Source organism: Paenibacillus sp. WLX2291 (genome assembly GCF_046603665.1).
Taxonomy (GTDB): Bacteria; Bacillota; Bacilli; order Paenibacillales; family Paenibacillaceae; genus Saccharibacillus.
Genome location: NZ_CP176755.1, coordinates 1,599,058 through 1,619,564, shown reverse-complemented (window position 1 = coordinate 1,619,564; position 20,507 = coordinate 1,599,058). Strand labels below are relative to the sequence as shown.

Annotated in this window: 18 protein-coding genes; 3 read left to right on the top strand and 15 right to left on the bottom strand. The window is 46.4% G+C overall.

All coding sequences use genetic code 11. From position 1 onward, the window contains the following. Nucleotides 1–153: 153 nt before the first annotated feature. On the bottom strand, nucleotides 154–399 hold the full coding sequence (locus ACDE64_RS07025) for a type B 50S ribosomal protein L31 (protein WP_367055359.1): 246 nt from the start codon (nucleotides 397–399) through the stop codon (nucleotides 154–156). A 220-nt stretch (nucleotides 400–619) separates the two neighbouring features. Between ACDE64_RS07025 and ACDE64_RS07020 the strand changes: the two genes are divergently transcribed. Next, nucleotides 620–1,339, top strand: coding sequence for a DUF2161 family putative PD-(D/E)XK-type phosphodiesterase (locus ACDE64_RS07020; protein ID WP_411349475.1), 720 nt, complete (start codon nucleotides 620–622; stop codon nucleotides 1,337–1,339). Between the two features lie 249 nt (nucleotides 1,340–1,588). On the opposite strand, the gene ACDE64_RS07015 is transcribed toward ACDE64_RS07020, so the two are convergent. Both ACDE64_RS07015 and ACDE64_RS07010 read right to left on the bottom strand, forming a co-directional pair. Next, the gene (locus tag ACDE64_RS07015) at nucleotides 1,589–2,809 is read right to left on the bottom strand and encodes a PLP-dependent aminotransferase family protein (RefSeq protein WP_411349474.1); all 1,221 of its coding nucleotides are present in this window, start codon (nucleotides 2,807–2,809) and stop codon (nucleotides 1,589–1,591) included. A gap of 33 nt (nucleotides 2,810–2,842) precedes the next feature. Beyond that, nucleotides 2,843–3,616, bottom strand: coding sequence for a response regulator (locus tag ACDE64_RS07010; protein ID WP_411345761.1), 774 nt, complete (start codon nucleotides 3,614–3,616; stop codon nucleotides 2,843–2,845). A 454-nt stretch (nucleotides 3,617–4,070) separates the two neighbouring features. Here ACDE64_RS07010 and ACDE64_RS07005 point away from each other — a divergent pair, with 454 nt between their 5' ends. Further along, nucleotides 4,071–4,478 carry a hypothetical protein gene (locus tag ACDE64_RS07005; RefSeq protein WP_411345760.1) on the top strand — a complete coding sequence of 136 codons (408 nt, stop codon included), beginning with the start codon at nucleotides 4,071–4,073 and terminating at the stop codon, nucleotides 4,476–4,478. Further along, the gene (locus ACDE64_RS07000; RefSeq protein ID WP_411349473.1) at nucleotides 4,475–5,542 is read left to right on the top strand and encodes a phosphodiester glycosidase family protein; all 1,068 of its coding nucleotides are present in this window, start codon (nucleotides 4,475–4,477) and stop codon (nucleotides 5,540–5,542) included. Before ACDE64_RS07005 ends, ACDE64_RS07000 begins: the two co-directional genes overlap by 4 nt. A gap of 106 nt (nucleotides 5,543–5,648) precedes the next feature. Here the strand turns inward: ACDE64_RS07000 and ACDE64_RS06995 are convergent, their stop codons facing one another. The 12 genes from ACDE64_RS06995 to liaF form a co-directional block, all read right to left on the bottom strand. After that, on the bottom strand, nucleotides 5,649–5,903 hold the full coding sequence (locus ACDE64_RS06995) for an AbrB/MazE/SpoVT family DNA-binding domain-containing protein (protein ID WP_046215508.1): 255 nt from the start codon (nucleotides 5,901–5,903) through the stop codon (nucleotides 5,649–5,651). Between the two features lie 213 nt (nucleotides 5,904–6,116). Further along, nucleotides 6,117–6,581 carry a tRNA (uridine(34)/cytosine(34)/5-carboxymethylaminomethyluridine(34)-2'-O)-methyltransferase TrmL gene (gene trmL, locus ACDE64_RS06990; protein WP_411349472.1) on the bottom strand — a complete coding sequence of 155 codons (465 nt, stop codon included), beginning with the start codon at nucleotides 6,579–6,581 and terminating at the stop codon, nucleotides 6,117–6,119. Nucleotides 6,582–6,741: 160 nt separating this feature from the next. Beyond that, nucleotides 6,742–7,830 carry a 3-phosphoserine/phosphohydroxythreonine transaminase gene (serC, locus tag ACDE64_RS06985; RefSeq protein WP_411349471.1) on the bottom strand — a complete coding sequence of 363 codons (1,089 nt, stop codon included), beginning with the start codon at nucleotides 7,828–7,830 and terminating at the stop codon, nucleotides 6,742–6,744. Between the two features lie 404 nt (nucleotides 7,831–8,234). Beyond that, nucleotides 8,235–9,659 (bottom strand): type I glutamate--ammonia ligase, encoded by a 1,425-nt coding sequence (glnA, locus tag ACDE64_RS06980; RefSeq protein ID WP_411345756.1) that lies wholly within the window; start codon nucleotides 9,657–9,659, stop codon nucleotides 8,235–8,237. Between the two features lie 654 nt (nucleotides 9,660–10,313). Continuing rightward, entirely contained in the window at nucleotides 10,314–11,378 is a 1,065-nt protein-coding gene (aroF, locus tag ACDE64_RS06975; protein ID WP_411349470.1) for a 3-deoxy-7-phosphoheptulonate synthase, read from the bottom strand. Nucleotides 11,379–11,798: 420 nt separating this feature from the next. Further along, nucleotides 11,799–12,773: a 4-hydroxy-3-methylbut-2-enyl diphosphate reductase gene (locus ACDE64_RS06970; protein WP_411349469.1), complete on the bottom strand. Its 975-nt coding sequence runs from the start codon at nucleotides 12,771–12,773 to the stop codon at nucleotides 11,799–11,801. A gap of 198 nt (nucleotides 12,774–12,971) precedes the next feature. Then, complete coding sequence (locus ACDE64_RS06965) at nucleotides 12,972–14,588, bottom strand: sensor histidine kinase (RefSeq protein WP_411349468.1); 1,617 nt, start codon at nucleotides 14,586–14,588, stop codon at nucleotides 12,972–12,974. 15 nt (nucleotides 14,589–14,603) lie between these two features. After that, on the bottom strand, nucleotides 14,604–15,293 hold the full coding sequence (locus ACDE64_RS06960; protein WP_411345752.1) for a response regulator transcription factor: 690 nt from the start codon (nucleotides 15,291–15,293) through the stop codon (nucleotides 14,604–14,606). Between the two features lie 148 nt (nucleotides 15,294–15,441). Continuing rightward, nucleotides 15,442–17,163: a S1C family serine protease gene (locus ACDE64_RS06955; RefSeq protein ID WP_411349467.1), complete on the bottom strand. Its 1,722-nt coding sequence runs from the start codon at nucleotides 17,161–17,163 to the stop codon at nucleotides 15,442–15,444. A gap of 253 nt (nucleotides 17,164–17,416) precedes the next feature. Next, entirely contained in the window at nucleotides 17,417–18,082 is a 666-nt protein-coding gene (locus tag ACDE64_RS06950; RefSeq protein ID WP_411345750.1) for a response regulator, read from the bottom strand. Further along, nucleotides 18,045–19,115 carry a sensor histidine kinase gene (locus tag ACDE64_RS06945; protein WP_411349466.1) on the bottom strand — a complete coding sequence of 357 codons (1,071 nt, stop codon included), beginning with the start codon at nucleotides 19,113–19,115 and terminating at the stop codon, nucleotides 18,045–18,047. Before ACDE64_RS06945 ends, ACDE64_RS06950 begins: the two co-directional genes overlap by 38 nt. A 7-nt stretch (nucleotides 19,116–19,122) precedes the next feature. Then, complete coding sequence (liaF, locus tag ACDE64_RS06940) at nucleotides 19,123–20,358, bottom strand: cell wall-active antibiotics response protein LiaF (protein WP_411349465.1); 1,236 nt, start codon at nucleotides 20,356–20,358, stop codon at nucleotides 19,123–19,125. Between the last annotated feature and the right edge of the window lie 149 nt (nucleotides 20,359–20,507).

Below are 20,507 nucleotides of genomic sequence, written 5' to 3'. Positions count from 1 at the left end.
TGGATATGAATATCAAAAAAGGCGCAGGTCGACTACATATGCCGATCCACAACAAAAAAAGCGTACCGCTTTTATCCGAAGATATCACGGTACGCTTTTTATGACGGTTCACAACCGGCATGGTTGTGAAGAGAGGTTCACAAGAAACAGGTCTTATTTCAAGCCGTATTTTTTGTTGAACTTGTCTACGCGGCCACCCACGTCTGCGTTTCTTTGTTTACCAGTGTAGAACGGGTGGGAAGCAGAGCTAGTATCCACACGAATTACAGGGTAAGTGTTGCCATCTTCCCATTCCATAGTTTCGCTGGAATGTTTAGTTGTTCCGCTCAGGAATTTATATCCACAGCTTGGATCCAGGAAAATAGCCTGTTGAAATTTAGGATGTCCTTCTTTTTTCATGAGTAATCACCTTATTCCATAAAATTATTCGCACTATTTCCATTATACACCGTTGTATGGAAATGTCAAAGAAGTTCTGTTTTTTTATCAAAAAAATTTTGGTTCTCCAGCACACTTGTTTTATAATAAAATCCCATCATGTACAGACATCATTTGACCGATATTACCGATCCACATAATCTTCACATATATTCATACGGCAAAAGGGGAATCTTCCGATATGGCTGTTCAAAAAGAAAGCGAATTATACCTTCCGATCAAGCACTTTTTCGCCCTTCAGGGCTATGATATCAAGAGCGAAGTCCGTCATTGCGATCTGGTCGGCACACGTCAGAATGATCCCGAACCACTCATTATTGAGATCAAAAAAACGTTCAATCTGGCGCTCATTTTGCAAGGATTGGAGCGGCAAACACTCAGTAGCAATGTATACGTCGCCGTAGAACGCAACCGTGCCAAAAAAGGCGCGCACAATCAGCGTTGGAGCGAACTTATTCAACTCTGTCAGCGACTACAGCTCGGTCTGATCACTGTAACCTTTTACCAGACCAAACGTCCACTGGTGGAAATACTATGCACGCCAGCATTGAATAGCACGCCGCCATCTGCTCCGCGCAAAGGCAGCAAGCGTGCTCGTCTGGCAAAAGAACTCGCAGAGCGCAGCGGCGACTACAATCTGGGTGGCAGTAGCGGCGTTCCACTGATTACCGCTTACCGGGAAAAGGCGCTGCGCGTCGCCTATGCACTTGGCGATCAGGAAGCCATCTCCCCTGCTACGTTGCGTCAATTGAGCGGCGTCCCGCTAGCAGCATCGATCATGCAGCAAAATTATTACGGCTGGTTTGAACGTATGGCACGCGGACGATACCGACTCACGACAACTGGCAAACAGGCACTGCGCGATTATGCGTCCATCATCCAGCGCTTTGGACAGCTGTAAGATGCAATTTGGTCGACCATGCCAGCATCATTTTTATACACAACGAATGATTTGAGTAGCCAAATGCATATCAACTACACATCTACACATCGTATTCAGTACTAGAATATCCAGCAATAGAACAACAAGAATGGCGCGGACAGTTATCCATCCACGCCATTCCGTATTCGTCAATTCTATTCCTATGTATCATCCGCCTTATGTCAGCCCTGTCCCTTACAGAACAGGGTTCATTAGCATCCAAGCGGATTAGCGATTCCGTAGCTCAGCGATCTCTTCAGAGATCAGGTTCATACCGAGCAGCAATTCCTCGCGCCCCGGATGACTAAAATTCAAGCGAATATTGCTGCTGCCCTGCCCATCGGCATAACAACGTTGACCCGGCAAAAAGGAGACCCCTCTCGCCAACGCCCGATTCAGCAATTCCTCACCATCCAGCCCATCCGGCAACCGCGCCCACAAAAACATGCCGCCGACCGGCATCTCGACCTCAGTACCACGCCAGTTCGGTCGTTTCAACAATTCCAGCATCAACTTGAGCCGAATCTCATACTCCCGGTTCAGCATCGTAATATGGCTATCCCAGTCAAAACGTGGCGATTGCAGCAAACGTAGCAGAATCGCTTGGTTCATCGTACTGGATTGCCAATCTGCCGTCTGCTTGGCTGCCGATAGTACCTCGATCAGTTGCGGATCGCCAGCCGCCCAGCCAATCCGCAGCGCTGGTACAATCGTTTTACTGAATGAACCGATATACAGCACATGATTGCCACCCTGTTCGCGATCCAGTTGAAACAGACTCGGATACCGACGACGGAAGGAACGTACCTGCTCCGATCCAAAATGCAGATCACCATACGCATCATCTTCCGCGACTAATAGCTCATATCGGCGACATAGCTCTACCACTTGACGACGACGTTCCAGACTCCATGCACGTCCGGTTGGGTTACCAAAGTTCGGTGATACGAATAACAGCTTGGGCTGATGCTGTGTAATCAATTGCTCCAGATGATCCGGCACCATACCATCGGCATCACAATTTACATGCACTACCTTTGCCCCTTGCAAATGCAGCACCTGCAAACAGCCCGGTGGCGCGGGCGATTCGATCAGTACGACATCTCCGCTGTTCACATAAATACGCACTAGCAGATCAATCGTCTGCTGGCTACCGGATGTGAGCAAAATATGCGATGGATCGACGACGAGCTTCTGATCCTTTTGCCAGCGGGTATGCAGCCATTCTCGCAATTCAGGCGAACCGGCTACATCACCATACTGCAAATCAAGCGGACCTGCCGAAAATACCGCCCCTGCCGCTTCCCCCAACTGGGCAAGCGGGAACAACTCCTCAGCAGGCAACTCTTCCGCCAGCGAAATCCATGATTCGCGGCGCTGATTGTCCGCTGCCGGTCTGACTGAAAATGGCGGCATTTTGCCAACCCTGGATGCAAATGAGAACTTCACCGTTCCAGCCTCCTGTACGATGCTTTTTCAAGATCATACACCTGAACTTGAATCAAGGGCAACCTTTTTTGCCGCAGTTGCAGGCGAATGAGGCAATACATTATCCAGTGTAACACCGGATTCTACAGTCGCGACACTGGGATGACTCTCCAATGCCCCTTTAAACGAAGCGGTATGCGAATACAGTGTATATTTTTCAATCGCTTGCGCACGACTGTTGACGCCAAGCTTATCGTAGATTTTGCGTAAATAATTATCGACAGATCGGCGGCTTACACGGATCGTCTCAGCGATCTTATCGTATGTAAACCCCTGTGTAATCTGTGTCATAATATTGTGTTCCAGTGGAGACAATTCAAAATAACCGTCGGTCGGTATTTGTGCAGGAACCGGTACAACGCCATGGCTAAGCCACGACAACGGAATTACCGTCAATCCTTGACGCAATCCGCTGATCAGATGCAGCAATTGTGCAGGCGACGATTCTTTGGACAATACACCGCTTGCGCCCATGCTCATCAAGCCAGCGAACAATGATAGATTGTTATCACCCGTCAGTACAATGACATGACTCTGCTCACTGCTGCGCTTGATTTGACGCAAATATAGTTCTGCATTGCCTTCTGGCAGCGAATCGTCCAGCAGGATCAGATGTGGTTTCACGCGTGCGGCAAGCTTGAGTCCATCTTTAACCGAACCGGCTGTACCGACAACACTCAGATTATCCGTCTCTTCCAGTATCAATTTGGTTCCCAGCATTAATGCGGGATGATTATCAATAATGATAACCTTCCATGTACTATCCATTGGGGCACTTCCTCCCTGTTTCAGACATTGATCCTCGGTGGGACTGTATAGTTACTATCGGTTACGTGCAGACTATTTTTAATCCTATCTTTTTCTTTTCTTCATTTAAAACGGTCAAAACATGTCTTTCTCGACCTAGCTGCCATGCCGACTCTCAGCGATTTGTACTTGATACCAGCATAACTGCTGTCGCCTTATTATCCGTTCATCCATCCATCGCTCTCTTTGAGAAAATGGGTAAATGTATGCGAAACTATTCATTCTCCCTTGCGTTTAACGTTCCAGAATGAGCATGATTCATTGCACATTTGCTATCCTTGTCAGATCGTCCATCAATCATGCAAGTACAATCCACCTAGCGTGATCTGATAGCTTACGGAAATGGACGCTCCCTATACGTCATGTTAAAATGGACGATATTCTTCAAACTATTGTATGTACCGAGGTGATCATTATGGATTCAAAAGCAGAGTCTAATCGGCGTGTCGCATCACGGATCGAGACCTCCAGAGGGTCCTCTGCCAAATGGTTTTTGTTATTCTGGATATTGATTATAGCTATCGGCGCGACCGCTGCTTATTTATATAGCAACCATGTCAAACAGCAGATGATTACTGCGATTCAGGCGGATACCGAGCGCCAGATTGCAGCGCTGCAAACCGATTACGAAACCAAACTGAGCAGCATGTCAAAGGAAATGAACGACCTGCAAAGTAAAGTCGATTCGTTCAACGAACTACTCACCTTTACCAAAGACAACGCCAGCAGCAAAACCGACAATAGCAACAAACTGTACACTCAGCTGAATGAAGTGCAGAAGCAATTGAATACCTTGCAAAAGAAAATGGAGTTACTCAAATGACGATGCGTGTCAAAACTGTCAATCGGTTCTTCCTGCTGGCACTGGCTCCGTTTATCGGACTATTGATCGTTTTGTTGCTACAACCGAAGCAGCTGACCGTGTCGCTAGATCTGGACACCTATAAACCGCAAACAACGCTAACTGCTCAGTCCACTTCCATCATGAACGGGCTAGATCAGGCGGAAAAGGTAGCCACGCAAACATCGACGTCTATTGAGAAAACGACGCGTCTATACAATCAGACTACCACCGCCATGTCTTCAATCGTCCAAACGGCGACCGTGCAAGCTGCCAAACCAGAGCAAATCTACAACAAGCGCATCACTTCAAAGCTAGGTGCCGCCGCGGAGCGTGTAAATAGCGACCGGATTCAAATCGAGTTGTTCCGGCTCAACCCCGGCATGTACAAAGCATATGCGATGAAGATCAAACTACTTGATCCCGATGCGATGAAGATGACGCTCGGCAAAGATACATTTGGCGGTGCGGAAACGACACTCACTGCGACGCAGCGCTATGGTGCCATCGCTGGTATCAATGCAGGCGGATTCGCCGACTCTGGTGGCAAGCGATATCCGCTCAGCACTACTGTACTGGATGGCAAATACGTGAATGGCTTTCAGGCAACATTCAAAGATCTATTTTTCGTCGGTCTGAATCGTTCCGGTCAACTGATCGGTGGCAAATTCAACAGTCAGGCGAATCTGGATGCGCTCAGTCCATCATTTGGCGCCTCCTTCGTTCCTGTATTGATCAAAAACGGGCAAAAGGTCGCTATACCCGCCAAATGGCAAAAAACGCCGCTACGTGCCCCACGCACAGTGATCGGCAAATATAAGGATGATCAGCTCATTATTATCGCCGCCGATGGGTATAATGAGAACGGAAGCTCTGGCGCAACGCTCAAAGAATTACAGGACAAACTGTATAAAATGGGCGTTGTAGATGCCTACAATCTGGACGGCGGCGGTTCCACTTCGCTGATCCTGAACGGACGCGTGGTCAACCACCCGTCCGACGGTAATCTCCGTCCCGTAGCTACCAACTTCCTATTCTTTAAATAACAACAAACCAACAGCGTATAAAATATGAACTATAGCGCATAAAAAAAGACGATGAGCAGCTTATATGCTCATCGTCTTTATATATCGATGTTACTCATTAAATAAATTAGGCATTTTTAGGAATCAGGTTCATTTCCGTTACGCATTGAGCACAGATGTAGCGCTCTTTGAATTCACTTACTTCTTCCATAGAGCCGCAAAATACACATTTTGGACGATATCTTTCCAGAATGATGTGGTCGCCCTGTACCAGAATTTCGACTGGGTCACCTTCATTCATTTGATATCTTTTGCGCAGAGACTTTGGTAATACGATTCTTCCCAATTGATCAACTTTACGTACAACGCCTGCCGGTTTCATACAATTAACACCTCTCTAATTATTGATACTGGAGCACGATAGTTGTGCTCACGCAAGTGAAGGAAGAATATTGGATCATAAAATTTGGAATATCAGCTATATATTCTCTGTTCCACTCTCCACTATATTCTCCGCTTACTTGTTGAATCCTGCTAACTTTTACTAATTTCGCTTCCTTCTTTTAGAAACCAAGCTTTTCTCACCGACTCCCCTTTAATCAAGACCGGGGAAATCCAGCTGCCGAAGCGCCTCATAAACAATAACGGCTGCGGAGTTCGATAAGTTTAGCGAACGCACATCGCCAGTCATTGGCATTCTTATGGCTGTATCGGGATTAGCTGCAATTAGCTCGGGTGGCAAACCTTTGGTTTCCTTGCCAAATACGAAAAAATCGCCATCCTGAAATGTGTAATCAGAATATTTGTTTTTAGCCTTGGTCGTCGCATAGAAGAAACGATGACCTGAGTAGGACTTTTGAACCTCTTCAAATGAATCGTGGTACTCAATATTGACTGCATGCCAGTAATCCAGTCCTGCTCTTTTGAGCGTCGCATCATCAGTTTTGAAGCCTAGCGGGCGTACAAGATGCAGGTGAATCCCCGTAGCTGCGCATGTTCTGGCAATATTGCCGGTGTTTCCTGGTATCTCTGGTTCCACGAGTACGATGTGTAGTGCCATAGTTCTGTTTCCACCTTTTATATAGTACTTTTTGATTATAACCGATCTCGGTAAATTGCGACAGCTTTTGACAAAAAATAGTTGAATATTTTTAAAAAAAGCCTTCCCGACGGGGAAGGCTTTACCTTTTTAACGCATTTTCGTTGCAAAAGTTGCTTGTTTAGCTGTGATTTTCTTGGAATTTTTCCATCAAATCCACCAGCGCCTGACAACTTTCATAAGGAACAGCATTATAAATCGATGCTCGTAGTCCACCAACACTACGATGACCTTTCAAACCGATCATACCAGCCTCTTCGGATGCCTTAATAAAGGCTTTTTCCAGTTCTTCCGTTTGCAGCCTAAACGTAACATTCATCAGGGAACGGCTCGAAAAATCAGCAGCTCCTTTGTAGAAGCCATTGCTGTTGTCAATCGCATCATAGATCAGCGTAGCCTTTTGCTCATTGAGACGGGCGATGCCTTCCAGACCGCCCTTCTCTTCAATCCATTTCAATACTTCATTGACCATATAGATCGCAAACGATGGCGGCGTATTATACAGGGAGCCGTTACTCGCATGCGTGCTATAACGGAAAATCGTCGGAATATGCGACGGCGACTCGTTAATCAGCTCCTCGCGAGCGATAACGACCGTTACACCGGATGGACCCAGATTCTTCTGAGCACCTGCATAGATCATACCAAACTGACTAATATCCAGCGGACGACTCAGAATATCACTAGACATGTCCACAATTAATGGCACATCGCCGGTATTCGGAAACTCATAAAACTGTACCCCACCAATCGTCTCATTGGAGGTCAGATGCACATAAGCAGCGTTAGCCGGAATATCAAATGTATCAAAATCCGGTACGCTCATATAATTAGCAGCTTTGCTTGAAGCGACGACATGCGTCTCACCGATCAATTTCGCTTCGCTGATCGCTTTCCCCGCCCAGCTGCCTGTATCAACATAGCTACCCACTTTGCCTTCCGTTAACAGGTTCATCGGCAGCATCGCAAACTGCGTGCTTGCTCCGCCTTGCAGGAATAATACCTTGTACCCCTTCGGGTTACCAAACAAGGACAACAAGCGTTGTTCTGCTTCGTTATGTACGCCCTCGTAGACGGCTCCACGGTGCGACATCTCCATAATGGACATTCCAGTACCTTCATAGTCTACAAATTGCTTCTGGGCGCGTTCCAGCACCTCCAGCGGCAACGCTGCAGGACCTGCATTGAAATTGTATGCTCTCTTGGTCATCTCTTTCTCCACCCTTTCAGATCACGCCTGCCATCTTTAATCCTGTAATGCAGTGATGTCAGGTTCATGGTAATTATCGCTATAATATCAGCAATTGTTGAACCAAGCAAGTGCCTTTTGTCACTTTGCAGTTGCACACACAATCACTTGATACCAAACAGATATATTGCTTCAATGAAACCTATTTCCGAACAAGGCTATGCAACACGATCCTTGCTATTCCAGTAGATTTTCACTTTACAAACGGCTTTTCAGTCATATCACGATGGTAAAGCACCTGCCAATATAACTACCAATTTCAGTATATTGATCGCAGCTTGATTTAAAAAATCCTCCGGAACAGATATTCCGGAGGATTGGGTAGGCGTATATGCCATTTGCATCTTCATCAGACTACATTCGTATTAGCAATCGTAGTACAGGCTGAATTCGTGTGGATGTACACGAATCGCTACGTCTTTCGCTTCAGCACGTTTGAATGCGATGTAGTTTGTAATGAAGTCTTCAGTGAATACGTCACCTTCGAGCAGGAACTCATAGTTTTTCTCCAGTTCATCCAGTGCTTCCTCCAAGGAAGCTGGTACGCTGCGGATACCTTCTTTGTCCGCATCGGACAGCTCATAGATGTTTTTGTCGAAAGGACCATAGCCCAGTTCGCGAGGATCTCGTTTGTTTTTAATACCGTCCAGACCAGCCATCAGCATAGCGGAGAACGCCAGGTAAGGGTTGGCAGTGGAATCTGGTGTACGGAACTCGATACGACAGCCTTTTGGTGTTACAGCAGCTACCGGGATACGTACCGCTGCGGAACGGTTACCTTTGGAGAATACGAGGTTAACCGGCGCTTCGTAACCAGGAACCAGACGTTTGAACGAGTTGGTGCTTGGGTTTGTCAGTGCGATCAGAGCTGGTGCATGGTACAGAATACCACCGATGTAGTGCAGCGCCATTTCGCTCAGGTTCGCATAGCCACCTTTTTCATAGAACAACGGCTCATCGCCATTGAAGATAGATTGGTGAACGTGCATACCGCTACCGTTATCACCAAACAGTGGTTTCGGCATGAATGTTGCTGTTTTACCATATTGTTGTGCTGTGTTATGCACAATGTATTTGTATTTCATCAGGTTATCTGCTGTGAATTTCAATGTATCAAAACGGAAGTTGATCTCTGCTTGACCGGCAGTCGCCACTTCATGGTGGTGACGCTCGATTTTCAGACCAGCTTCTTCCAGCAGGCGACACATTTCGCTGCGGATATCTTGCTGGGAATCAACTGGAGCAACCGGTACATAACCGCCTTTTTTGCGGATTTTGAAACCAAGGTTGCCGCCTTCTTCTTTGCGGTTAGTGTTCCAAAACGCTTCGTTCGAATCTACGGAATACGCAGATACGTTAGTGTCACTTTGGTAGCGAACATCGTCAAAGATGAAAAATTCGGACTCAGGAGCAAAGAATGCCGCTGTACCTACACCGCTGGATTGCAGAAATTCTTCTGCTTTCTCGGCAATACCGCGTGGGTCACGCTCATAGCGCTCGCCGTCCGGTGTGTAGATGTTGCACATGATATTCAGTGTTGGATGAGCAGTAAACGCATCGATAAACACCGATTCCGGATCTGGCATCATAACCATATCGGACTCTTCAATACCGCGGAAACCCGGAATAGAAGAACCGTCAAACGCTACACCATTTACAAACGTATCCTCATCAACTTCACTAGATGGCAGCGAGATATGGTGTGCACGTCCAGACAGATCCACGAAACGGAAATCAAACCACTCAATATTGTTTTCTTGTGCGAGTTTCAATACATTTTCTACCGGCATTTGTACTTTCCTCCCCAAATTTCCGAACATTACAACTTTTTCTAACGTTCAATGTTCATTTTCTCGTTTTTTTTCTGTCGTCATTATAAAACCTTAAACCTAACATCGTCAATAGCCATGTAATATATTTCTGGCTGAAATGTAAGATATGCTTACACTTACTAGCTTACCAAAAAAGAATTATACTCGTCAATCGGCGATTATTACATCTCAGTGCTAATGATATGTATCAGCCGCTTTAAAGCGTCAAATCAGCAATATATTTAAAAGGCATATTACTCCTTTCCTTTGCAAACTACAAGTCTGCTCTTGATTCATTCTAATTTTGAAAGAGCTTACACTGTGAGAAAACATCATAAATAATAAGACAAAAAGACCGAGATTCCTTGATCTACCAGTCTTTTTGCCTTGCGGTTTGTTATTAATGTCTATTTCTTTGCATTTGTTTGTACAGAAGTAACGTTGTGCGCTTTACGAATATGTTGTGGCAAAGGCAATGAAGTACATCCTGTCTTCTCACATTGTTCAAGTGTTCAATCTGTACATGTACAATAAGCTGTTTCATTTATCGAAAATAACGTAAATAACAGTCTATATTCAGGTACTATTCAGTCAATAATTCATGATTAAAGAAGATTTGTCCTATATTACCTCTTACGACTGAGCGGACACGGCAAACTGCTCTGCTGGTGCTTTGGGCGTGTTGAAGCTTTTGCCGATAATAGGAGACAATTGTTCCAGCTGGCGCAGTAAATGAGCAAACTGATCCGGGAACAGCGATTGAACACCATCACCAGTCATCGAGTTGTCTGGATCGGTATGCATCTCGATAATCAGGCCATCCGCACCTGCGGCTACGGACGCTCTAGTCATCGGCTCTACCAATTCGCGGCGTCCTGTACCATGACTCGGATCGGAAATAACCGGTAAATGGCTCAGTTGTTGCAGCACTGGAATCGCTGACAAATCAAGCGTATTGCGCGTGTATGATTCAAACGTGCGAATACCACGCTCACACAGCATTACATCTGGATTACCGCCTGCCAAAATGTATTCTGCTGCATTCAGCAATTCATCATATGTCGCGCTGAATCCACGTTTCAACAGCACAGGCTTGCGAATCTCGCCCAGCTTGCGCAGCAGATCAAAGTTCTGCATATTCCGAGTACCGACCTGCAAAATATCCGCGTATTCTGCACAAATATCAACATATTCCGGTGTCATAACCTCAGTGATCGTGAGCAGACCGTGCTTCTTGCCTGCTTCAGCCATCATAATCAGACCTTCCACTCCAACTCCTTGAAAGCTGTATGGACCAGTACGCGGTTTGAACGCACCTCCGCGTAATACCTGACCACCTGCGGCTTTGACCAGACGAGCAATTTCGTCAATCTGCTGCGGTGATTCTACCGCACACGGACCGCCCATAACGACCAGTTCACCACCGCCGATATTCACATCTCCGATGCGAATCACTGTATTCTCTGGATGGAATTCACGACTTGCCAATTTGTAAGATTTGGACACTTTGTTCACTGACTGTACACCGTTCATCTGTTGAAGACGTGCTACCAAATCCGGTTTGACCGAGCCGATCATACCAACTACGATGCGGTCGGTAGCATGCGATACATGCGCTTGTACTCCCTCTTGTTGTACAAGCTCTACAATCTGGTTCAATTGCTCCTGCGATGTTTGTTTGGATACATGGATAATCATAATAAAATCTTCCTCTCCTGTAGGATTGTATAGTTTGGGACATTGAGATTATAAATACTAAGCAACTATAAATTATCGTTCCTATAAATTAGCGTTCGCTTTATTGATTTTATGCTTTTTAGCTTGCACGCTTTTAAGCTTTTAATCACTAAAGTAAATATACACCTTTTGTCTATCAGTGTCAATAATATCAGTTGTGACGAAAATGCAAATTCTTATACGGATTATGTAAATGTAAGACATCTTATTTTGCTTTAAATAGATGATCATTTGCCTGCTTATGGTTATGAAATCGTAATTTTTGTATGATAAAAAATCCCAAATATACAAAAAGCACTGTGTCCGCCGGAGGGGCAAACACAGTACTTTTCGAATGATAATGTATCGGACTAAGCTATTAGACAGCTTCATAGAAACGATTTAACGACGAACCGGTTGATTGGTCGTTCTACCTTTTTTCTCACGTACAGGCGGTAACAAACGATTCGGATTGACCGTACGTATCATCTCCCAAGTGGAAGGATCGTCATTATCGTATTGTTCCAAATATCCAATAACTTCCTTCGTAATCGGGGTTGGCGTAGACGCACCTGCTGTAACAGCTACTCTGGATTTGCCTAGCAGCCATTCACGATTCAGCTCTGTAATATCGGAGATGCGGTACGCTGTCACACCAGCAATCTGCTCGGATACTTGCGCCAAACGGTTGGAGTTATTACTACGTGGGTCGCCAACAACGATAACCAGTTCAGCCTGTCCTGCTTGTTCAGCGACCGCTTCCTGACGAACCTGAGTTGCCAGACAAATCTCGTTATGCACTTCGGCATGCGGGAATTTCTCCTGCAAGCGTTCCATAATCTTGCGTATATCCCACTGGCTCATCGTCGTCTGGTTCGTAATTAGAATGCGCTCGGCATTCACTTCCAGTTCGTCGATCTCCTCTTCCTTTTCAATCAGATGTACATAATCTGGTGCGACACCGATCGCGCCTTCTGGCTCTGGGTGATTCCGTTTGCCGATATAGATTACATGATATCCTTCTGCTGTTTTCTCGCGGATCAGATCGTGGGTACGAGTAACATCGGGACAAGTTGCATCCACGGTCGTCAATCCTTTTTCACGAGCGATCCGGCGGACTTCTGGAGAAACGCCATGAGCGGTGAAAATAATCGTACCGCTCTCTACTTGATCCAGAATATCCAGACGGTTCGGACCGTCCAGTGTAACAATACCTTGATCTTCAAAAGCTTGGGTTACATGACTGTTGTGTACAATCATACCAAGTATATAAATCGGTCGCGGCAGATCCGGATTCTGTGCGGCCTGCTGTGCAATCACCATAGCGTCAACGACACCGTAACAGTATCCGCGTGGCGCAATTTTTACGATTTCCATGATGGGCTTAACACCTGCTTTCTGGGGTTTGCTCGCAAAGGAGCAACAACAATTTCATTATACCTTATCAGAGCGGTGACAGGAAAGGCACAGCCGACGGTTCGGAACGTACGATTATCCGAATGTCAACTGTGCCGCGATGCTAGTGCATGTTTATATGTCCGCGTATTCCTTATACGTCATACGGTACAATACGATTCAGGTCGAAAAAGGAGAATCCGGCTTACGATCGTCTTTTCCGTTCTTTTGCGCGTTTTTTTCCGGTTTCTTTTTCGAGTCGCGTCGACCCGGTTTGCGGGTATCGCGATCCGGCTTCATTTCCAATATTTCTTCGCCGTCTGGCAATTTGTCCGCTAGAATCTCGCCTTCTACTGGCACCGCAGCAAGCGGCAGCCAGATGACAAAGGTAGTTCCTTTCCCTTTGGCGGTAACGACCTCCACAGAGCCTTCATGAGCGTCTATAATCCATTTAGCAATAGACAGACCCAGACCTGTACCTGGCGTCACACCACGCGATTCATCTGCACGGTAGAAGCGCTCGAAGATATGTGGCACCTCTTCCTGATCCATGCCGATCCCGCTATCGCTAATGCGAATACCGATCTGATCCGGGTACAGAACAGTGTCAAGTGTAACAATACCTTCCGGCGTATATTTAAACGCATTTTCGATAAAGATAAACAGCATCTGCTGTAAATAATCTTTGTTGCCGTACACAAAGTACTCATGCAGCTGTGGCGAAATGTCCGGTTGCCAGTCTGCGCGGTGCGGAATAAACTGTGCCCGGCGTACGACTTCTTCCAGTAATTCGCCAGCAGGCAGCGCATCTTTCATAATCGTCTGCCCCGCATCAGCACGCGCTAGCGAGAGCATATCATTGACGAGACGACTCATCCGTTTGGCTTCATCGGAAATGTCATTGATTGCTTCCATCGATAGCTCTTTGAGCATCTCTTCATCGAGATGCGGAGCTTCGTGCGGCTTTTTATTCCATGCTTTTTGCAGCAGATCGACATTCCCGCGAATAGTAGTCAACGGTGTACGCAATTCATGAGACGCATCCGATACAAATCGGCGCTGTGCTGTATAAGCTTCAGCCAGTTCTTTGTAGAACACCTCAGTACGTCCAAACATGCCGTTCACAGTGCTGATCAACTGCCCGATTTCGTCTGCGGGACCGTCATAATCAATACGAACGCTCAGATCTTTTCCATTCTGGATCTGATTGGCTGCCTTGATCACCTTGCCGATAGGCGCCATGGATTTGCGCGCCAGAAATAGCCCGAGGGTAAAGGCAATAAACAGCGTCGCCAGCGAGCCGACAATGAGCGTCACACGCAGATTGTCAAACAACTGATGTGAATCCGTCATATCCGACGCAATAATCAATACACCCAGTATATTTTGCGGATCTATCGTATCTGGTACAGGCTCATAAGCAATCAGATACGTGCGTTCATTGTAACTGACCTCTTGCCATTTTGCGGGTATTTTATTTTTATCAGGGACTTTTAGAAAAGAACCGTTATACGTCAAATTTTTGGATGAATCGGTATAGTTAGCTAGTTTAAACCGAAGTCCCGCATCAATCAGTCGATTGTAATCTTTGCGGGAAGGGAGCAAGTCAATACTTCCGTTCTCATCGGGAACACCTACCGACACATTGATCTGATTGTTGAACAGTTCCGTTAGACGGTTGCTCAAATCCTGATACGTATTAAAATATACAAATGCGTAAATGGCGATACTGAACAGCATCAATGTTACTGCTAATATGCCGGAATACCATACTGTCAGCCTCAAACGTATTGACATACTGTCCGTCCTTTCCTAGGTGTTGTTTCGCAAAATGTAACCGGCACCACGGATTGTCTGAATCAGGCGTTTGCCGCCATGCTCTTCCGTTTTCTGGCGCAGCATCGCAATGTACACTTCCAGCACATTGGATTCGCCGCTATAGTCGTAGCCCCAGATTTTATCCATAATCAGATCACGCGAAAGTACACGCTTCGGATTTTGCATAAACAGATACAGCAGTTCAAATTCCTTGGCTGTCAGCTCCAGACGATTCCCATCGCGTGTCACTTCGCGCGCATCTGCATCCAGTGTCAGATCCTCAAAGCTCAATCGGTTCGTGTTGGCACTGTCTGCATCCGGCTTACGACGCAGCAATGCCCGTACACGTGCCAGTAATTCTTCCAGCGCAAATGGCTTCACCAGATAATCGTCTGCTCCGGCATCTAGCCCTTTGACGCGATTTTCCACTTCATCCTTGGCAGTTAACATCAGAATAGGTACGGAAATTCCCGCTTCGCGCACACGTCGGCATACTTCAAAACCATCCACTTGTGGCATCATCACATCAAGTACCATTACCGCAGGATCGTTTTCCAGCATTTTGTTTAATCCTTCCGCTCCGTTAGAAGCGGTCAATACTTCATATCCTTCAAATGCCAGCCCACGTCGGAGCATGGAAATAATTTTTTCATCGTCATCAATAATTAGAATCGTTGGTCTCATCGCAGCTTCTCCTTTGGTCATCGTTCTGTAATGTGAGTATTAGTCCTATTGTAACAATGAATTGAAAAATAGACTATATGTGCTGCCCACACAAAAGGCGGAAAGGATACCCCTTCCGCCTGTTTGTTATATAAAATCGCGTATGCGATTATTGATTACCTTCTGTACCCGAAGTGCCTACGGTTTTCTCGTATTGATTGCGATCACCGATTGCTACCTTCAGATCCATTTTCTTACCATCACGGATGATGTTCAAGGTTACATTATCACCAACAGTCAATTTTTGAATCGCTGTGATCAAGTCTTGACTGTTCGTATAGGCAGTACCATTGATGCCTGTAATAACATCGTACGAACGCAGGTCAGCCTGGTATGCAGGAGATCTGTACAATACTTCCGTTACAACCGAACCGCTAGTAGTATCAACACCTAATTGTTTGGAAATTTCCGGAGTTAGCGTCATTAGGGATGCACCGATAAATGGAACCGGAGTAGCCGGGATTTCTTTACCATTTTTCAGATTATCTACGACTTTGGCAACTTCGTTGGACGGAATTGCAAAGCCGATACCTTGTGCGTCTTCACTCACCGCGGTATTGATCCCAATCACTTGTCCCTGCATATTCAGCAGCGGACCACCAGAGTTACCAGGGTTAATGGAAGCATCGGTTTGCAGCAGATGCTGATATTTGGTCGATTCGCCGTTGGACGCGTCGGAAGCGGTAATACTGCGTTCCTTCGCACTCAGTACGCCTGCTGTTACGGTATGATCAAACCCCTGTGGGTTACCGATGGCGACCAACCAGCTACCGATCGATACATTGTCCGAGTTACCGAGTGAAATGTAAGGAAAGTCGGTTTGACCTTCCGTTGGCTCAATTTTCAGTACAGCCAGATCGAGGTCTGTACTTTTGCCCATCAGCTTGGCTTCGTACGGTGTTTTGTTATCTTCCAGTGTAACCTGGATTGTACTCGCATCACCGACTACGTGAGCATTGGTCAGGATATACCCGCTTTTATCGAAAATAAAGCCAGAGCCGATACCGAGCGGGGTCAAGCCACCCGACGAGCCACTGCCGCTGCCACTACCATTTCCGCCGTTGCCGGAACCTGAGCCGCCGGAGCTACCATCTCCGCCGCCGAATTGATCACCGAAAAAGAAACGGTACATCGGATCGCTATAGTTAGGGCTGCTGCTACCTCCACTGCCAGAGCTGGAATTGGTGTACGTTTCGATTTTAACAACAGCCGGGCTGGCTGTTTTCACGACATCCGCTACATCTGCTGATCCTGCTGGCAATGCTGCCTGCGTGACGGTATTACTCTCAGCTGGTGTCGCGTTGGTGGTCGATGCTGTTCCTGTTGATGTGGTCGCAGCTTCGCCGCCTGTAAACAGGTTGGCACGATCTGCACCATACATCCCACCGGTCATTAGGATCATGCCGGCAAGTACGGAAGCGACCACAGTTTTGATAGGGCTTTTCGGTTTGTTGTATTGGAATTGAGGTTTGCGGTTGTTTCCGTCATTGCCACCATATCCATTACCGTTGTATCCACCATTACCATTTCCGTTACCGGTATTGTGCAGATTGTTGAGATGATCGTTTGGCGAGCTGCTTGGCACTGCATTGTTGGAATCCGAACTGTAAATGGGACGAACCGGAGCAGGAGGCGTCGCTTCTACCTGATTGTCGGACGTGGTTGACGATTGCTCATTGCTGTTGTCCTTGTTAAGCGATTGAAATGGACCGTATGAATAGTAATGCGATTGCTCGCTGTTGGCTTCGTTTGAAGCCGAGTTTGCTGTATGATTGTTTTGGCCTTCATCGTTCTGGCCGTTATTAAACTGATGTTTGTTCTTATCTTCCATGAAGAAAACCTCCCAGATTCCCATGATATGAGTGCAATGCCTGTGTAGATCGTTTGCGTCTCATTTGGTACATTGTTATATTCGCTTATTAACCTTAACTTCACATTAAAATCAATTAAAAAGAAAATAAATCCTTGCCTGCTCACCAGATCAAGTATGGAAAAACAGCAAAAAACCGCCAGAATCGGCGGTTTGATCGTTTATGAACGTCATATGAATCGTTCTACATGTAAGAATTCATCTTAAAACTGGCTTAATATTGAGTGACCCAGCCTTTGCGATGCGCAAAGATTGCCAGCTGCGTACGGTCATCCAGTTCGCATTTCATCAATAGATTGCTGACATGCGTTTTAACCGTTTTGATACTGATATGCAGTTCTTCGGCGATCTCCTTGTTGCTCAAGCCCTCGGCGATTAGCATCAATACTTCACGTTCACGAGCAGTCAGATCGGATGATTCCTCCTGATTGGTGCTGCGCTGACGTAATCCGCGTGTTAATGCCTGCGAAATATCACCGGTCATTACAGGCATACCACGACTTGCTCCTTGCAGCGCATAGATCAATTCTTCAGCGGAGACCGTTTTCAATATATAGCTAACCGCTCCCGCCTCGATTGCCTCCACCACCATCTCGTCTTCGAGAAAGCTGGTCAGAATGACAATTTTCAAATATGGATATTGCCGTATAATATGACGCGTTGCTTCGACACCGTTCATAACAGGCATCATCATATCCATCAAAATCAAATCCGGCATACCGCCATCAATGCCCTGCTCTAACAGTTGAATGACCTGTTGCCCATCTGCGGCTTCGGCAATAACTTCAAATCGATCATCCAGCATAAGATACGTTTTCAAACCCATTCGTACCATATCATGGTCATCTGCCAGCAATATTTTGATCTTGTCCACGCTCATCCGCTCCCCTGTTGTTATGTTCAAATGTCGGGATATGAATACGGATCGTCGTTCCCGCTCCCGGCTTGCTGATAATCTCGGCCTGCCCGCCCAGCTTCTCCGCCCGTTCCGCCATAATGGTCAACCCATAGGAACCCTGCTTGTGCAGTCCCATTTCAAAGCCGCGACCATCATCGCTAATATGTAAAGACACATGGTGACGCTCCTCCTGCAATGACAGGCTGACAATCGAAGCGTCCGCATGTTTGACGATATTCGCCAGTGCCTCTTGAATAATGAGAAAAAGCTGACGCTCTTTGGCCTCAGTCAATTCCCCGACAAGCTCCATATCCTGAATCCCTTTTAAACCGTTGTGACGGCAATAATCCGGAAACCATGTATCCAGCGCTTCGGTCAACGAGCGCCCTTCCAGCTCCATCGGACGAAGCTGGGTAATGAGCGCACGCATTTGTTTTTGCGCGAGCTGGGACATCTGGATCAATTGATCCATCACCTGCTTAGCCTGCTGCTCATTACGTTCCAGTACTTTAGGCAATGAGGACGCAGACATATGAATAGCAAATAGCTGCTGGCTGACTGAATCATGCAGATCGCGTGCCATCCGGCGACGTTCTTCCAGCACCGCCTGCTCGGTTTCACGCGTACGTTCCATCACTTCACGCTCGCCAAGCTGTTGCAGAATACGCATCTTGCGCTCCACCGTGCTCATCATTTCGTTAAATTCTTCATGTACACGGTTAAATGATTCATCTTCGATAGGTTGCAGTCGAGCACCGAAATTCCCTTTTGCCACCTGTGTCATTTGCAAATGGACATTATCGATCCGTCGCTGTACCCGCTGACCGGCAACATAACCAGCAATGAGCGAGATAGCGATCAGACCGATAAAGTACAGATACCAATTTTCCGGCATAACCAGCAGATGGTAATCCCGGCTCAAGGCGACATAGATTGTAATGGTAGTTAACACGCCTACAATACCGAAGAAGCCAATTAATTCCCATTTGATATTTTTAAACCACTTTGTCCGCATCGTCATCTTACCCCACTCGGTTAATTCGGATATCGCCGATAAATACACTTACCGCGATTTCAACCCGTTTGCCCGTCGATTCGTCATCACTCGTCTCGCCGCTCAGCTGATTCATCATACCATCCATACTGCGATTCATAATATCCATATTACCGATAAACGAATTGCCCTGCGCTTTGAAACTCACTTCCACACCGCTTGGGATAAATACTTTGACATCGCCGATAAAGGCAGAGACATTGATCTTGGTCACACCATATGGAATTTGAGCTTTTGTCAAATCCAGCATCGTATCACCGATAAAATGAGAAATATTCAGCGGTTTTAGTTCAAAATAATCTTTGCCGATATGCACATCGCCGATAAAATTGGAACGATTCTCTACATTACCACCATAGCCATGTTGCTGATTATATCGACTGCTGCACCGATTACCCGCATAATGATGCCCCTGCTTATGCTGCTGTTTCCACTGTTCCGCATGCCATTGCTTATCCTGCTTCATGCGGCGCATATGATCTTTGAAATCTTGCTTGTGCTGATGCCAATTCTGCTTGTTAACATTCCCCCAGCCAGATAGATCATCCTGACGGGTTTGCGTATTGTGGTGCATACGCTCTTCATGCAAAGGGTCATGAAATCCATCCTCGAATGAATGTTCATCCTTGCGCAGATTCGGGCCTTTTTTCTCGCCAAATCCTTGCTGCGCTGGATTCCCTACTGCTTCGTGCTGATAAGCAGAAGATTCGGATGAGGACGGATTCTGTTTGCGTCCTAACTTCTCATCAAACAGATCGTCCAACGAAGAAGGAGCCGGCGGTGGCGGTGGGCTAGCGTTATAAGGTGATGATGGTTGATCAGCGTACGGATTACCATGCTCCTGATCATGCTTTCTACGCTTATGATCGGAACGACCTTTGCCAGTCAGCATACGGAATCCGAAAAATACGAATCCGAGCGGAATCATCAGACGAATCAGATCGCCGATCGAATAGTCAAACCAATCCAGATTGCGTCCGAGGAAATATACACCCAGTATGGTCATAATCCAGCCGCCAACATCCTTTTTGCATTTGAACAGCAGCTCGTTTAAACCGATCTCCAGCAAAAACAGTGGCCAAAGTAGAACTAGTGCATCTCTTACGCCCCAATCGATAATATCCAGTCGATCCAGCAGAAAGACCAAACCAAGTCCAATCAGAGTCAATCCCCAGAACGTTTTGCGGAACATATGACGATTCATATGAAGCCCCTCGCTTTCTTGTTGCCTGTTACTTTCATCTCTATATCATTCCAGTACGCATACCTTCGTTCATTCATACTCTAAGTGTAAAAAAATATAGCCTCTCTGCATAGCGGCAATAGGCGGAACCTTATCTCGGTCTACAGACT

Bases quoted from the DNA above. Each gene is read 5' to 3' on its own strand.
- ACDE64_RS06995 (WP_046215508.1), bottom strand. From the start codon at position 5,903: ATGAAACCGGCAGGCGTTGTACGTAAAGTTGATCAATTGGGAAGAATC.
- serC (WP_411349471.1), bottom strand. From the start codon at position 7,830: ATGACCAAGAGAGCATACAATTTCAATGCAGGTCCTGCAGCGTTGCCG.
- ACDE64_RS06960 (WP_411345752.1), bottom strand. From the start codon at position 15,293: ATGAGACCAACGATTCTAATTATTGATGACGATGAAAAAATTATTTCC.
- ACDE64_RS07010 (WP_411345761.1), bottom strand. From the start codon at position 3,616: ATGGATAGTACATGGAAGGTTATCATTATTGATAATCATCCCGCATTA.
- ACDE64_RS06955 (WP_411349467.1), bottom strand. From the start codon at position 17,163: ATGGAAGATAAGAACAAACATCAGTTTAATAACGGCCAGAACGATGAA.
- ACDE64_RS07000 (WP_411349473.1), top strand. From the start codon at position 4,475: ATGACGATGCGTGTCAAAACTGTCAATCGGTTCTTCCTGCTGGCACTG.
- ACDE64_RS06970 (WP_411349469.1), bottom strand. From the start codon at position 12,773: ATGGAAATCGTAAAAATTGCGCCACGCGGATACTGTTACGGTGTCGTT.
- trmL (WP_411349472.1), bottom strand. From the start codon at position 6,581: ATGGCACTACACATCGTACTCGTGGAACCAGAGATACCAGGAAACACC.
- aroF (WP_411349470.1), bottom strand. From the start codon at position 11,378: ATGATTATCCATGTATCCAAACAAACATCGCAGGAGCAATTGAACCAG.
- ACDE64_RS07020 (WP_411349475.1), top strand. From the start codon at position 620: ATGGCTGTTCAAAAAGAAAGCGAATTATACCTTCCGATCAAGCACTTT.
- liaF (WP_411349465.1), bottom strand. From the start codon at position 20,358: ATGAATCGTCATATGTTCCGCAAAACGTTCTGGGGATTGACTCTGATT.
- glnA (WP_411345756.1), bottom strand. From the start codon at position 9,659: ATGCCGGTAGAAAATGTATTGAAACTCGCACAAGAAAACAATATTGAG.
- ACDE64_RS06950 (WP_411345750.1), bottom strand. From the start codon at position 18,082: ATGAGCGTGGACAAGATCAAAATATTGCTGGCAGATGACCATGATATG.
- ACDE64_RS06945 (WP_411349466.1), bottom strand. From the start codon at position 19,115: ATGCGGACAAAGTGGTTTAAAAATATCAAATGGGAATTAATTGGCTTC.
- ACDE64_RS07005 (WP_411345760.1), top strand. From the start codon at position 4,071: ATGGATTCAAAAGCAGAGTCTAATCGGCGTGTCGCATCACGGATCGAG.
- ACDE64_RS06965 (WP_411349468.1), bottom strand. From the start codon at position 14,588: ATGTCAATACGTTTGAGGCTGACAGTATGGTATTCCGGCATATTAGCA.
- ACDE64_RS07025 (WP_367055359.1), bottom strand. From the start codon at position 399: ATGAAAAAAGAAGGACATCCTAAATTTCAACAGGCTATTTTCCTGGAT.